Consider the following 13,913-nt stretch of genomic DNA (forward strand, 5'->3'; position numbering starts at 1 on the left):
GGGATAAATGCTCAGGCCATTGAAACGGTTGAGTTTTTGCAATCGCATTGGATTAATGATGGTAATGTTATGAGTTTAGGCGAAGAAAAAGACCCTATGCTTGGCGTCCATCATGGCGATAAAGCCGCCGCTGCCGATACCTTTACCGTCCCTGCCGACCCAATTCGTCAGCGTTATCATGGTATCGAAACCTTTAATACCTTGTATGGTGGTGAATATTTATTTATCCCAAGTTTGTCGGCGTTGAAATGGATTAGTGAATTATCCTAAAATAATAAAAATGTATCTCTACTTATAAAAAGGGCGAAAAAACCATGCTAAAGAAACTATTTAAACCTAAATATGTACCATACGATCATAAGTATATTGAGTTATCAGCACAGGATGAGCGTAATATTCGCACCATTACTGACGATATTAAAAACTACATTGCTAAAAGTGATAAAGCTAGTAACGTCGATTATCATACCCGCGATGCCCACGCCAAAGGTTATTGCGCCCTCAAAGCGAAATTTGAGATTTTGGATAATCTACCTGCTGAGTATGCCCAAGGTTTCTATGCCAAATCAGGCATTCATGATGCGGTAATACGCTTTTCTAATGGTGCCTCTCGCGTATCAGCCGATCGAGAACTTGGCTTGGCGCAAGGTCTAGCCATTAAAGTGTTTGACGTACCTGGAGAGAAGTTAGCACCTGGTGAAGAGGATAGTCCTAACTTTGATTTTAACTTAATTAATCATCCGGTATTCTTTTGTAATAGAATCGAAGACTACGCTTATATCTCTAAGCTGTTTTTAGAGATACCTGAATACGCTAAACAAGGCGCAGTCGGCAAAGCAAAACTGGCATTTAATTGGTTGACCAACTATGGCTCAACGCTGCCAAGCAAAGAGTCATTAAAAACCTTTAAAGCATTAGGCGGATTTACCACAATTGAGCCAAAAAACACTTTGCTTTATGATTTTCATTCGCAAGGCGTGGTGCGTCATGGCGATTATATGGCTAAAATAAGAGTGACACCGACAAAGGCATCGGCTCAAAAGATCACCCGTCGCGAAGTAGATATCGCTGCCAAGGAAGAAGCGATTCGTCCGCTGATTATCGATGAGATACGTGAGCATGATTATCAGTTTGACGTGCAGATTCAACTGTGTCGTAACCTAAAAAAGCAACCGATTGAAGAGATAACGACAGAATGGAAAGCATCTGATGCGCCATTCGTGACGGTAGCAACGCTCACGATTCCTTGTCAAGATGTACCTGATGATGGTAACTTTGAGGTTATGGAAAATTTATCGTTTACACCGTTTCGCTGTTTAGAAGAAAACCGTCCGATTGGTAATTTGCAACAGTCGCGTCTAAAGGCTTATCAAATAGCGTCGGAGACGCGGCATAAACTTAATGATATCAAACGTCAAGAACCCAAGAGTCTAAAAGAAACCTTTGATAAATCTTTCTTTTAGATAGATTTTCAGAGCTTTTTATTGATTATGTTGTCTTAACTTTAGAGATATTACTCATAAAAAAAGAGCCAGTAAGTTAATTGCTGGCTCTTTTTTATGATTATTTTCAAAATAAAGTCACACACTAGTGACTGAAATAAGCCAGTGTTGATATTGAACTACATACTGCATCAAACGCTCAAGTTTGATCAGCCGCATATTGTCTATGACGTTAATTCTTTTGGCACTTCTTTATTCAGAATAAATACCAATACCGCCCCTAAAATAATTGCGCTTGCGATAACGAACGTTGGCGTTACTGGCTCAGATAAAAACACCATACCTAAGATAGCAGCTAGCACAGGTACACATAGCTGCACAACTGCCGCTTGGGTGCTTTTTAGCAATGGCATGGCCACATACCAAAGACTGTAGCCAACCCCAGAGGTGATTGCCCCTGACACGCCAGCTAATAGAATACCTTCCATACTCATCTCTGCAAAGTAGTTCATTCCTGCGAGAAATAATAGGGGAATAGCGACAAGGCTTCTAATAAAGTTAAAGCCCGTGGCTCGAACCGATGATATACAAGACTTACCACGTATACTATAAACGCCCCATGAAATGCCACTTAATGCCATAATCACTGCCCCAAATAGTGATGGTACTGCCGCTGAAGGTAGCATTAAGTAGACAAAACCCGCAAATGCGATTAAGAGTGCCGCCCATTGCACCTTGCTTAAGCGCTCTTTTTGATAGATACCCCAACCAATCATAGTGAACTGGACTGCGGCAAATAAAATAAGCGCACCAGTGCCCGTCTCAAGCTCCACATAGGCGAGCGAAAAGCAAAGCGCATAAACCACCAAGCTAACACTACTGATCCAACTGCCCTTATCTTTTAAAATCGCGTCTTTTGAAACAGCGTTAACATTGGTATTTTCGTTAAGCACACTTTGTCGTTGTAAGCGCTGTTGATGAACGGTCATAATAATAGCAAGACAGACCGCGCCACCCAGCAGGCGGATAACGGTAAAATTCCAAGGATCGATATAACCTTCTGCTAATGCCATTCTACAAAGAAGAGAGTTGGCAGCAAACGCAATTAACGCAACAATCGTGTATAGCGTGACTTTCAAAAATAATTCCTACAATCGTTAATATCGTTTTTGAATAAAATAGACTTGCTGCCATAACGATAGCTTAATTCTTAAGAAAGATATGACTAAAAAACTCAGAATTGAGTAAGTGATTGTCTCACAACCCATCTTATCTGGTAGCAATGATCGTTAACAATAATAAAAAGGAAAAAACACGTGGATTTGGCAAGTATCTTTATCTATGACACAACATGGGCATTTGCCGCTGAAATATTAATACGCGTCACTGTGATGTTCACGCTTATTATTTTGTTTTTACGCTTTACCGGCAAGCGTGGCGTTCGGCAGTTATCCATTTTTGAGCTGACGATTATTTTATCATTAGGGTCTATTGCAGGTGACCCGATGTTTACCGAGGATTTACCCATTATTCAAGCGGTACTGATTATGAGTACCGTTATATTACTTTATCGGCTGTGTACGTGGACTATGATGAAGTATCAGCCTTTTGAAGATCTTTTGGAAGGCAGGGCGCGTTATATCGTTGAAGATGGTTTGCTCGTGCTCGATAAAATTAAACAGGGAGAAATGTCACATGATGAGTTTTTTGCAGAAATGCGTCAGCAAGGAGTTGAACATTTAGGTCAAGTGCGTACGGGTTTACTAGAAACAGACGGCGAATTTAGTCTATTATTATATCCACCCGATAAAATAGGCTATGGCTTACCACTTTTCCCCAAGCAGTATCAAGCAGTCGACCAGATAGAGCATGGGATTTATTATGCTTGTATGTATTGTGGTTATGTCGACTATCTCTCAAATCCCAATCAATTATGCCAGCGCTGTGAGAATGACGGTAAAAAATGGGCGAAAGCCTTAAATAGTAAAATTGTGAGATGACGATTGGTAAATAGCGGGCGAGTAGGAGGTTATTAAAACGATTAGCTTCATAGCTCTATCTGCTCAAGCCATTTAACCACTTGCCGAACTCGATCATCTCTGTCACCGCCAATCTGTCGAAATGGTATTTGATTGGTATTTAGCTGACTTGTAAAATAAGCGCTTATCTCTTCACGCTGGTGCGGGCTATCACGCAAATCATCCGCGACCCACGGAATATCCACCTCGGTCAATAGTATCAAATCATAATGGTGCGCCAATGCTGCTTTGGTGAGCGCTTCAGGACAATCGCCATAATACCAGTTAGAGTAAACCATCAGTTCAAACAGACTGGTATCACAGAATAAATAATGGGTGTTATCTGGCGTTTGAGCGGCTTGTCCGGCAAGCTTATTCTCTAACTCAATCTGACCTTGCGCAATCGGCAATAAATCCTCCCACGTACAGGTAAGTTGTTCCTTATCCCATTTTTCTTGCAGGTAAGTACGCATATATTCTGGCACCCAAAGTGAGCCAAAATGTGCGGCCAAGTCACGGCATAGCGTGGTCTTGCCGGTACTTTCTGCACCTAGTATTGCGACGCTAATGACGGATTTAGGCGTATGCTGCGTTAGATTGTACGCGGTAGCGTCGTTGCCATTCATAATATGCCCAGATTGCAATGAAGGTAAATACTACGTACTGTAGTGCGGTAAAGGTGAGACCTTTATAAAAGTATAGCGGTACTGAGATAGCATCAGCGATTATCCATAGTAGCCAATGTTCGATTTTACGCCGTGCCATGAGCCACATCGCCATCAAAAACAGTGCCGTGGTCAGCATATCGGTATAGTCAACCCACGTAAATAAGTGCAGACCTAATACTGCACCATCAAAGCTAAATTGATTGTTGATAACGGGTCTAAAATAATAAACCAAAGCGACAAAAGCCATGGTGGCAGTCGCTAGCAATGCCAGTATGGGTATATCTTTTTTACTTAAATGCTCTACTTGAATTGTACTTTGATCGTCAGTATTTTTTAACCGCTCATTTTGTTGCTGACTAGTGGGATTTATATGATCTTGATGCTTTGAGTCCTCTTTGTTTTTTGACCAATTGAGCCATCCGTAAATACTCATAACGGTATAATAAGCATTGATGAACATATCGCCAAATAATTGCCATTTCCATAGTAGATAGACAAAGATAGCCGTGCTTATCAGACCAATAGGAAAGACTAAGATATTGGTTTTGCTGGCGAGTAAAACACTGGCCACCCCAAAGATAACGGCGATCAATTCTAGCGCAATAAATAAGGTTGGATAATCGGCATACTGCCCAAATAACCCATTCAAAAGTTCCACCATGAGCATTCCCAAATATGAGCGTTTATTATGATTGGTTGATTGTTATGTTGTCAGGCTTTTCAAATAGCGTCAATTATAGCCTAGCTGCCATAAAATACAGGCCGTCTTTGTCTATTTTTGATGACAAATAGGTTATTTGTAACAAAGTATTAGAAAAATAATAATATTCAGGCATAATAAAGGCACTGATTTTAAGTTTACAGTTATTCACTGAAATCAAACGACTGTTGTTTTTACCTTTACGCTTATCGCAAGCCCTATATAGTAGTAGACAAGGAAGCTTATCATGACGACTTGTATCACAGGCACAGGCCTGTATATCCCTCCGTTTAGCATTAGTAATGAAGAGTTGGTAGAGTCATTTAACCAGTATGTTGAGAATTATAATGCAAAGCACGCTGCTGATATTGAAGCAGGAACGACCACTGCACTTGAGCCTTCATCGGCCGCCTTCATCGAAAAAGTATCGGGTATCAAATCACGCTATGTGATGGAAAAAGCCGGTATTTTAAACCCTGACATCATGGCTCCTGTCATTGCTTATCGTAATTTAGGCGAAGAGCTATCTATCATGGCAGAAATGGGTGTAGCCGCGTTAAATGATGCCTTGGCTGATGCTGGGCTTGAAGCTAATGACTTAGATGGTATCATCCTTGCCTGCTCCAACTTCCAGCGTACTTATCCGGCGGTTTCTATCGAGATTCAAAATGCGATCGGTATGGTTGGCGGCTTTGCGTATGATATGAACGTTGCTTGTAGTGCGGCAACTTTTGGTCTATCACAAGCACACGGCTCTATCGTTTCTGGTCTTGCCAAACGCGTCGCTGTGGTTAACGTTGAAATTACCTCAGCGCATCTTAACTGGCGCAACCGTGACAGTCATTTTATCTTTGGTGATGTCGCGACTGCTTGTATCGTAGAAGATCTCGATACACCAAAAGGCTATGAGATTCTAAATTCTAAGCTATTTACGCAGTTTTCGACCAACATTAAAAACGAATATGGCTTTATGGATCGCTCAGAATTCCTAGCGGCGCAGACCGAGATGTATCCGGATCTTAAAGAGCCTGTGACTGATAAGCTGTTTTTGCAGAATGGTCGTAAAGTATTCCGTGAAGTCTGTCCAAAGGTTTCAGAGATTATCACCGAGCATTTGCAAGAAAATAATATCCCAACGTCTGACGTTAAGATGATGTGGCTACACCAGGCCAATGCCAATATGCTAGATTTAATCTTACGTACCGTTATTGGTAAAGAAGCGGATAAAGCGATTGTACCAAGTGTCATCGCAGAATTTGCCAATACCAGCTCAGCCAGCCCGATGATTGTATTCCATCGTTATAAAGACGAGCTGCAATCAGGTGATTTGGGTGTCATTTGCTCATTTGGCGCCGGTTACTCGATTGGGTCGGTAATCGTTCGTAAGGTGTAGTACTTAATTAAGCAGAAATTTATAAGGATTATTGAGTATTCGCAAGCCATCAGGGCTACAAGCGAATACTCAATAATCCTTTTTTGCGATATTGTAGAGTTGTTAAAAAGCCTAAATAGGAGAGGACTGTGCGCTTTGCTTATTTTTCCCCCATTTCAATTGCTGTGTCAAAAGCATATTTTATAGCAGCATTAGTTACGGTATCAGTGACTGTTATAGCGCAGGCAGATGTTTACGTCGGACCCAACGTAAGTATCGGCTCGAATGTTGTTGTTAATTCAAACAAAGTCAAAGTAAGCAACACTACCGTTAATAAAAAAGGAGTTAGTATCCCTGCCAACGCAGGTTACCTTGGTTCAGCTACAGAGCAAACAACTTATACTTGTACGGCAAAAAGTCCTAATGTTGATTTCGAAGGCAGTAATCAAAAGGTGACTGTAAAAGATAAATGTCAAACCATCAGTATTAAGGGTGAAAACAACCTAGTCATAGCTCAGCAGACTTTTAATTTAATAGAGTCGGGTATAAATAATACTATTAGCATCACTAGAGTACACCATGTTATTTCGATAGGAGAAAATACCTCATTGACTTACCGTTCTGGATTAGATGCGAATGGGCAATGATAAACTTGTCTCCTAATACCTAATCTATCAGCGCCTAAGTTATTGCTATCTATGAGCTCTTAGTTTCTAAAATTAAGACTTTTATCCAAACATAATATAATTAGCTTAAACGCATTTCGGCAAATGATGCAAAATTTGCTATAATCACGGTCTTATTTCAATTATTCAATTAAAAGTCCTTTTATGAAAGAATCCTTACGCCTGCGTTTAGACCAGATGGTAGACCGTTATGAAGAGGTTACCGCCTTATTATCGGACCCGAGTGTCATCAGTGATAATAATAAGTTCCGTGAATTGTCCGTTGAGCACAGTGATTTGATGGACATAACGACATTATGGCAGAACTATGTGCGTGCAGAAACGGATCAAGCTGATGCAGAAGCGATGCTAGCCGACGCGACAGATCCTGACATGAAAGAGATGATGCAAGAAGAGATTGACAGTGCCCGTGATACCATCGTCGAGATGGAAGAAGCACTGAATGTCATGATGTTGCCAAAAGATCCAAATGATAAAGTGCCCGCGTTTTTGGAGATTCGAGCTGGTACCGGTGGTGATGAAGCAGCGATTTTCTCTGGTGATTTATTCCGCATGTACCAAAAATACGCACAAACTCAAGGCTGGACGGTAGAGATTCTATCAGCCAATGAGGGTGAGCACGGTGGTTACAAAGAAATCATTACCCGTGTATCTGGTAATAGTGTTTATGGTCGTTTAAAGTTTGAGTCAGGCGTGCATCGTGTCCAGCGTGTTCCTGATACGGAAAGCCAAGGTCGCGTTCATACCTCAGCTTGTACCGTTGCGGTTATGCCTGAAGTTGAGATTGATGATACGGTTGATTTAAATCCAGCTGATATCCGTTTTGATACGTTCCGCTCAAGCGGTGCTGGTGGTCAGCATGTGAATACCACCGACTCTGCCGTACGCTTGACGCACATTCCGACTGGCACCGTGGTAGAGTGTCAACAGGAACGCAGCCAGCATAAAAACCGTGCACAAGCGATGAAAATGCTGATTTCTAAAATTCAGCAAGTCAAAGTTCAGGCACAGGTAGATGCAGCTGATACGATACGTCGCGATTTGGTCGGTAGCGGTGATCGCTCAGAACGTATCCGTACTTATAATTTCCCGCAAGGACGGATGACGGATCACCGTATTAACCTGACTTTGTATAAGCTTGATGCCATTATGGAAGGTGACTTGGATGAAATCCTTGATGCGTTGTTACGTGAGCATCAAGCGGACTTAATGGCCAGTATTGGCGGTGCTTAATAAGAAATTTACAAGCCCATAAAATAAGAGGCGTACCTAATGCATATGACAACTAACTCATCGCTAATATTACCGTTTAACAAAATTGCGATTATTATTGTGGCGATGTTGATGTCATTTTGGTTATCTGCTTGTAGCGTCACGCCTTTATCAACGCCAGCAGTGGAACCAGAACAGACTAGTAGCACTGTAGCAAATAATGAAAGTGATCCGTTTTCTTATCAAGACTGTGTTTATCCTCCTGATGAAATGGTACAAGCTTGCACTAAAAAGGGTGGGGCTTTTTCGCAGCAAGGCATGCTTGGCTGTTATCAATGTGTGTTGTCTTATACGGATGCAGGAAAAACCTGCCAAAACAGTACTGACTGCCAAGGGAAGTGCAAAAACACCGGTGAATTTATTGAGAGTGGCGCTAAAAACCAGTCTGGGCAATGCGCTAGTGACAGCAGCCCGTTTGGCTGTTATCAAACCATTGAAAAAGGCGTGGCACAACCTGCCATTTGTGTCGATTAATTTGGTTGTTGTTTGTCGTGTGAAAAATAGATAAGTGTTATTCAGTTTTATTTAAATGTGTTATTTGAACTTTTTATTTTAAATTTATAATTTCCGTTTATTCCTTTAATTATCTAATAATTTTGAGAGTGTTATGTCAAAGCCTAATAATCAAAATCAGCAAAATAATCAAGAGCAAGTTCCAGAAGATGCCAACGAGCTGATTGCTCAACTGCAAGCCAAGCTAGATGAGATCACTGCTTCAGGTAAACAGCCTTATCCTAATACCTTTAAGCGCACTGATTACGCTCAAGACTTACAAACGGCTTTTGATGGTATCTCAAAACAAGAAATTGCTGATAATGATGCTAAAGGTGAAAAAACACAGGTCAATGTCGCCGGTCGCGTCATGCTTAACCGTGGCGCATTTATTGTTATCCAAGATATGACAGGTCGCATCCAATTATATGTGGCACGTAAAGAGTTAGATGAAGAGACGCTGGCAAGCATTAAATCGTTAGATTTGGGTGATATCGTTGGCGTATCAGGTTATATCGGTCGCTCGGGCAAAGGCGATTTGTACGTACATATTGAAAAGTTTGAATTATTAACCAAGGCTCTACGCCCTATGCCAAATAAGTTTCATGGCTTAGCAGATGTAGAAGCACGTTATCGCAACCGTCATCTTGATTTGATGACCAACGAAACGACTCGTGATACTTTTATGGTTCGCAGTCAGGTAGTCAGTGGTATTCGCAAGTTTATGTTGAATGAGCGTTTTATGGAAGTTGAAACGCCCATGATGCATCCTATCCCAGGTGGTGCGGTTGCGCGTCCGTTTGTGACCCATCATAATGCGCTCGATATGCCGTTATATTTGCGTATCGCGCCTGAGCTTTATCTCAAACGCTTAGTCGTTGGTGGCTTTGAGAAAGTATTTGAGATTAACCGTAGCTTCCGTAATGAAGGGGTTTCAACCCGTCATAACCCTGAATTTACCATGATTGAGTTTTATCAGGCTTATGCAGATTATCATGATTTGATGGATTTGACTGAGCGCTTATTTAACGAATTGGCGACAGATATCTTGGGAACGACTGAGATTACTTATCAAGAAGAAGCCATCAGTCTAAAAGCGCCTTTTGAGCGTCTATCTATGTCTGATGCGATTGCCAAATATGCCGAAAACTTCGATATGGCACGTATCAATGATCGTGAGTATCTCGCAGAGTACGCATCGACAACGCTTAAGCAGCAAGTAAAAGACGTCTTCGGTGTGGGTAAGTTGCAGACGATTATTTTTGAAGAAACCGCTGAGCATCAATTACGTCAGCCAACATTTATCACTGAATATCCTGCTGAAACCTCACCACTAGCACGCCGCAGTGATGACAATCCTGAGATTACTGATCGCTTTGAGCTATTTGTTGGTGGTCGTGAATTGGCCAATGGCTTTAGTGAGTTGAATGATCCAGCGGATCAGGCTGAACGCTTTCATGGTCAGGTCGCTGAAAAAGACGCTGGCGATGATGAAGCGATGCACTTCGATGCAGAATATATCGAAGCGCTGTCTTATGGTTTACCACCAACTGCTGGTGAAGGTATCGGTATCGATCGCTTAGTGATGCTATTGACAGACTCTGCGAGCATTCGTGATGTGATTTTATTTCCACATATGCGCCGTAAGCTTGAGGGTTAGAGATAGTTTGCTTGCCATAAGTCCATGCTGGTACTAAACTGAACATAAGAAGGCTATTTCTGCTTTTAGTAGAATAGCCTTATATGATTTTTGAGTACTTAATTGATAGGGACGTTATGAATACTATGGACACTCAGCAAGTACCGCCCTCGATTTGGCAACAGATGATTCAGCAGAATTTTTTATCTTTGTATGATTTGCCAGAAGACAGGATAACTGACCCTGAATATTTTCAGGGTTATGATGTTGTCTTTGAATTTTCTAATGCGACGGTCTATCTTATCGTCAATGATGTCGTGATGCAGGCAAGCAAGCAAGACATTGATAGTACTCAAGTTCGTACATGGAGAAAAGAGGTTGTCAATCAGCTTATCAAGCAACATGCTCAGCTTTACCTTAAAAATGATAAAGCCATCGCTAATAAAAATGAAGCAGCATTTAATAAACCGGTTTATTTTATCGGTTTAACCTCACTTTCAGTACAGCATCAAGACAGTTCTCAGAATGATCAGCAAAACAAATATTCAGAAACGCCATCCTATGCGGTTGGTTATGAGTATGGCAGTCAATTTTTCGCTGAAGATTGCGTGTTGGATTTAGACGACGAAGAAAGCGTTTTACAAGTGTTTAGCTATCAGAACTTTACTGAGATATTAAAGCAATTAGTAACGCCAAGTGACTTGACTGCATTTTTAGATTTTCATCGCCGTCAGCTGACTGGGTTTGAGGTATTTGAAGATGAGTCCACTTTGCTTACTCAATTTCTACAAGCGCCAGATTTTCATCAAAGGGCGATTGAGGTGCAAGAGCAGCTGGTTAATCATGAATTGATAGAGCAGATTGAACCGCGTTTGCTAAGAGCGGCAGAGCCTGAGCAAACTGAGTTTGCTGCAGCACTGATGGCAGAGATTCAAAAGAATACTCGGATGTGGTACAAGCTTTTTAATAGTTTAATCAAAGGTTGTTATGAAGCGGGTACGCCACTACCAAAAGAGCAGGTTGATATTTTGGTGGATGAATCCATGTACACTTATGCGTGTTTAATAGAAAAAATATTGGCGCATAGAACGATTGATCAAGGATCACGCTGGACAGGCTATGTGGGCCACGAGCACTCTTATAACGTATTTGGTCGCCATTATTTAATAGTGTTTTATGCGCAAGATGAAAAAAGCTCATTAAGTGCAGACAAGGTTCGTGCTGCTCACCAAGATTTGCTATTTGAGCTCAATGCCCAAATGCAGCAGCCCGTTATGCAAGAGCTGTTTTTAATTGGTGTGGACGTTAGGCCTTGTGAAGACAGCGTGAATACCGAAGTACATCTTGATGCTTTCCATCAGCATGGATCGCTTATAGATGCGAATACGCAGCGTTTATACCAACAACTGGCTCAGTTGAGAGCTCAATCATAACCTAGCTTTGAGACTTAATTTTGATGGCTAGTTTCGATACTTAATCTCGATACCTAGTTTCTTTCGATACCTAGTTTTAGATAAATCGCTGATTTGATGCTTTACTTATATTTTTACGACTCACATTGGCATTCATTATGACGCAGCAATATCAAGTTTTAGCCCGCAAATACCGGCCCAAAAACTTTCACGAGTTGATTGGGCAATCACACGTCTCACAAGCATTGATTAATGCGATTGATTATAATCGTCTTCATCATGCCTATCTGTTTACCGGTACGCGCGGTGTCGGTAAGACAACTATCGCCCGTATCTTATCTAAATGTCTAAACTGTGATACTGGTATTACCAGCACCCCATGTGGCGTGTGTGATAATTGCGTGGCGATTGATCAAGGACGTTTTATTGATCTGATTGAGATTGATGCCGCCTCTCGTACCAAAGTTGAGGACACGCGCGAGCTACTTGATAACGTGCCGTATGCGCCAAGCCAAGGTCGTTATAAAGTGTACCTGATTGATGAAGTGCATATGCTGTCGACACACAGTTTTAATGCCCTTCTTAAAACCTTGGAAGAGCCGCCTGAGCATGTCAAGTTCCTACTAGCAACTACGGATCCTCAAAAGCTGCCCATCACTATTATCTCTCGCTGTTTACAGTTCGTACTGCGTCCTTTATCGCAAAGCTTACTCAGTGAGCATCTAGCCAATGTTTTAACCCAAGAACAAGTAGAATATACGCAGCCTGCACTTTGGCAATTGGCCAGTGCGGCAAAAGGTTCGGTACGTGATGCCTTATCGTTGACCGATCAAGCCATTGCTTTTGGTCAAGGTGCGCTTGATGATGTGACCGTTAATGCGATGCTTGGCTTGATTGATGCGGCCGACTTAGTAAGCTTAATTACAGATATCTATCATCATGATAAACCTGCCGTCGCTGCCCATATTGAGCAGATGCGCGCGCAAATGGTCGATGCCAGCAGTATGTTTGATGGACTCGCTGAGCTATTACATCAGCTGGCATTGACCCAACTGCTACCTGAGGTTGCTCTCAACGTCAATGAAGCGCAAGCACAACATATCAATAAGCTTGCGCAGCATATGAGCCCTGATGTATTACAGCTTTATTATGAAATCGTGGTGCAAGCACGTGAAGGCGTCAAGCTTGCCAGTACGCCAATGCAAGCGCTTGAGATGTGTATTTTACGTCTCTTGGCTTTTCGCCCCTTACCGGTTGATGAAATCTTAACCAACATAGCTGATAGCACTATACCGACTATAGAGACAGCATCTACTACGACTGAATCTAATACAGTGTCAACAAATACTGTTGAGCATCCAGTGTTAACGCCCTCATTAGGATTAGCGCCAACCTCAGAATTAATATCAGAATCAGAACCATCGCCACAATATGATGTTGCTGACTATCAAGCTCAAAGTGAGGTCGAGTCATACAGTTCAAGCTACGATAATACTGAATTAAGTCAATATGATAGTTATGGTAATGAAGAAGAGTTATTAGCTAATAATGTTAGCGCTGAGCCCATTGTTGAGCCTGAACCTGTTGTTGAGCCTGAACCTGTTGTTGAGCCTGAACCTGTTGTTGAGCCTGAACCTGTTGTTGAGCCTGAACCTGTTGTTGAGCCTGAACCTGTTGTTGAGCCTGATGCAAATGATTCTCAGTTATTAAGCCAGCCTGAGGATCCGCGTACCCTGCTGCGTTGTTCACCGCAAGAATTGACCGGTGAGTGGACGCCGGAAAAATGGGACTATTGGCTACAAACTGCTCGTGAAGCTGGTAGCTTAGCTCAAGATGAATTGGCACTGGCGCGCCAAGGTATGATGACAGGGAGCTGTAATGAGAAGGCGGTCTTTGTCACTGCGGTTGATAGTAAGCATTTGCAAGCGACCTTTGAGCAGCTAGCAGCAACATTGCACGCGCAGTTTACTCAAGCAGAAATCAGTTTGCAAATAGATGGCAGCATCATGCAAGCCGATGATAAAACGCCTGAGCGTCGTCAACAAAAACGCCTCATACAAGCCAAAACGGTAGCAGAGTCAAGATTGCTCAATACGCCAGTCATGCAGTATTTAACCGAGCGCGGCGAAGGGAAAATGGGTAAAGTTCAGTTATATTAAACAATCAGAAAATTAATTATTAATATTTTACAAAAACCAGACTAATTAGTAAG

The 13,913-nt window shown here is 41.9% G+C and carries 12 protein-coding genes and 1 pseudogene; 10 read left to right on the forward strand and 3 right to left on the reverse strand.

Features of this window, described 5'->3' with window-relative positions:
- Both CAN34_RS04825 and CAN34_RS04830 read left to right on the forward strand, forming a co-directional pair.
- Nucleotides 1–270 (forward strand): annotated as a pseudogene (locus tag CAN34_RS04825) (peroxidase); the annotation flags it as partial.
- Between the two features lie 44 nt (nucleotides 271–314).
- Nucleotides 315–1,463 (forward strand): catalase family protein, encoded by a 1,149-nt coding sequence (locus tag CAN34_RS04830; RefSeq protein WP_089554681.1) that lies wholly within the window; start codon nucleotides 315–317, stop codon nucleotides 1,461–1,463.
- A gap of 203 nt (nucleotides 1,464–1,666) precedes the next feature.
- Here CAN34_RS04830 and CAN34_RS04835 read toward each other — a convergent pair whose 3' ends face one another.
- Nucleotides 1,667–2,581, reverse strand: coding sequence for a DMT family transporter (locus tag CAN34_RS04835; protein WP_089554682.1), 915 nt, complete (start codon nucleotides 2,579–2,581; stop codon nucleotides 1,667–1,669).
- A 177-nt stretch (nucleotides 2,582–2,758) separates the two neighbouring features.
- On the opposite strand from CAN34_RS04835, the gene CAN34_RS04840 reads away from it, so the two are divergent.
- Nucleotides 2,759–3,442 carry a DUF421 domain-containing protein gene (locus CAN34_RS04840; protein ID WP_089554683.1) on the forward strand — a complete coding sequence of 228 codons (684 nt, stop codon included), beginning with the start codon at nucleotides 2,759–2,761 and terminating at the stop codon, nucleotides 3,440–3,442.
- A gap of 47 nt (nucleotides 3,443–3,489) precedes the next feature.
- On the opposite strand, the gene CAN34_RS04845 is transcribed toward CAN34_RS04840, so the two are convergent.
- Together CAN34_RS04845 and pnuC are read right to left on the reverse strand one after the other, a co-directional pair.
- On the reverse strand, nucleotides 3,490–4,086 hold the full coding sequence (locus CAN34_RS04845; protein WP_089554684.1) for an AAA family ATPase: 597 nt from the start codon (nucleotides 4,084–4,086) through the stop codon (nucleotides 3,490–3,492).
- Complete coding sequence (gene pnuC, locus CAN34_RS04850; RefSeq protein ID WP_089554685.1) at nucleotides 4,037–4,789, reverse strand: nicotinamide riboside transporter PnuC; 753 nt, start codon at nucleotides 4,787–4,789, stop codon at nucleotides 4,037–4,039. Before pnuC ends, CAN34_RS04845 begins: the two co-directional genes overlap by 50 nt.
- A gap of 286 nt (nucleotides 4,790–5,075) precedes the next feature.
- Between pnuC and CAN34_RS04855 the strand changes: the two genes are divergently transcribed.
- From CAN34_RS04855 to dnaX, 7 genes are all read left to right on the forward strand, one after another.
- Complete coding sequence (locus tag CAN34_RS04855) at nucleotides 5,076–6,221, forward strand: beta-ketoacyl-ACP synthase III (RefSeq protein ID WP_079691711.1); 1,146 nt, start codon at nucleotides 5,076–5,078, stop codon at nucleotides 6,219–6,221.
- A 128-nt stretch (nucleotides 6,222–6,349) separates the two neighbouring features.
- On the forward strand, nucleotides 6,350–6,847 hold the full coding sequence (locus CAN34_RS04860; RefSeq protein WP_089554686.1) for a DUF3060 domain-containing protein: 498 nt from the start codon (nucleotides 6,350–6,352) through the stop codon (nucleotides 6,845–6,847).
- A gap of 183 nt (nucleotides 6,848–7,030) precedes the next feature.
- On the forward strand, nucleotides 7,031–8,119 hold the full coding sequence (prfA, locus tag CAN34_RS04865; protein WP_079691713.1) for a peptide chain release factor 1: 1,089 nt from the start codon (nucleotides 7,031–7,033) through the stop codon (nucleotides 8,117–8,119).
- A 45-nt stretch (nucleotides 8,120–8,164) separates the two neighbouring features.
- A complete protein-coding gene (locus CAN34_RS04870) occupies nucleotides 8,165–8,632 on the forward strand; it encodes a hypothetical protein (protein ID WP_254423097.1) in 468 nt (155 codons plus the stop codon).
- Between the two features lie 133 nt (nucleotides 8,633–8,765).
- Nucleotides 8,766–10,310: a lysine--tRNA ligase gene (gene lysS, locus CAN34_RS04875; protein ID WP_089554688.1), complete on the forward strand. Its 1,545-nt coding sequence runs from the start codon at nucleotides 8,766–8,768 to the stop codon at nucleotides 10,308–10,310.
- 116 nt (nucleotides 10,311–10,426) lie between these two features.
- Nucleotides 10,427–11,722, forward strand: a complete 1,296-nt coding sequence (locus tag CAN34_RS04880) for a hypothetical protein (protein WP_254423098.1) — start codon at nucleotides 10,427–10,429, stop codon at nucleotides 11,720–11,722.
- Between the two features lie 137 nt (nucleotides 11,723–11,859).
- Nucleotides 11,860–13,860 carry a DNA polymerase III subunit gamma/tau gene (gene dnaX, locus CAN34_RS04885; RefSeq protein WP_089554690.1) on the forward strand — a complete coding sequence of 667 codons (2,001 nt, stop codon included), beginning with the start codon at nucleotides 11,860–11,862 and terminating at the stop codon, nucleotides 13,858–13,860.
- Nucleotides 13,861–13,913: the final 53 nt, after the last annotated feature.

The organism is Psychrobacter sp. DAB_AL32B (genome assembly GCF_002224105.1).
Taxonomy (GTDB): Bacteria; Pseudomonadota; Gammaproteobacteria; order Pseudomonadales; family Moraxellaceae; genus Psychrobacter.

Excerpts from the sequence above, each read along its gene's own strand:
- CAN34_RS04845 (WP_089554684.1), bottom strand. The coding sequence starts at position 4,086 with ATGAATGGCAACGACGCTACCGCGTACAATCTAACGCAGCATACGCCT.
- CAN34_RS04855 (WP_079691711.1), top strand. The coding sequence starts at position 5,076 with ATGACGACTTGTATCACAGGCACAGGCCTGTATATCCCTCCGTTTAGC.
- prfA (WP_079691713.1), top strand. The coding sequence starts at position 7,031 with ATGAAAGAATCCTTACGCCTGCGTTTAGACCAGATGGTAGACCGTTAT.
- dnaX (WP_089554690.1), top strand. The coding sequence starts at position 11,860 with ATGACGCAGCAATATCAAGTTTTAGCCCGCAAATACCGGCCCAAAAAC.
- CAN34_RS04870 (WP_254423097.1), top strand. The coding sequence starts at position 8,165 with ATGACAACTAACTCATCGCTAATATTACCGTTTAACAAAATTGCGATT.
- pnuC (WP_089554685.1), bottom strand. The coding sequence starts at position 4,789 with ATGGTGGAACTTTTGAATGGGTTATTTGGGCAGTATGCCGATTATCCA.
- lysS (WP_089554688.1), top strand. The coding sequence starts at position 8,766 with ATGTCAAAGCCTAATAATCAAAATCAGCAAAATAATCAAGAGCAAGTT.
- CAN34_RS04830 (WP_089554681.1), top strand. The coding sequence starts at position 315 with ATGCTAAAGAAACTATTTAAACCTAAATATGTACCATACGATCATAAG.
- CAN34_RS04880 (WP_254423098.1), top strand. The coding sequence starts at position 10,427 with ATGAATACTATGGACACTCAGCAAGTACCGCCCTCGATTTGGCAACAG.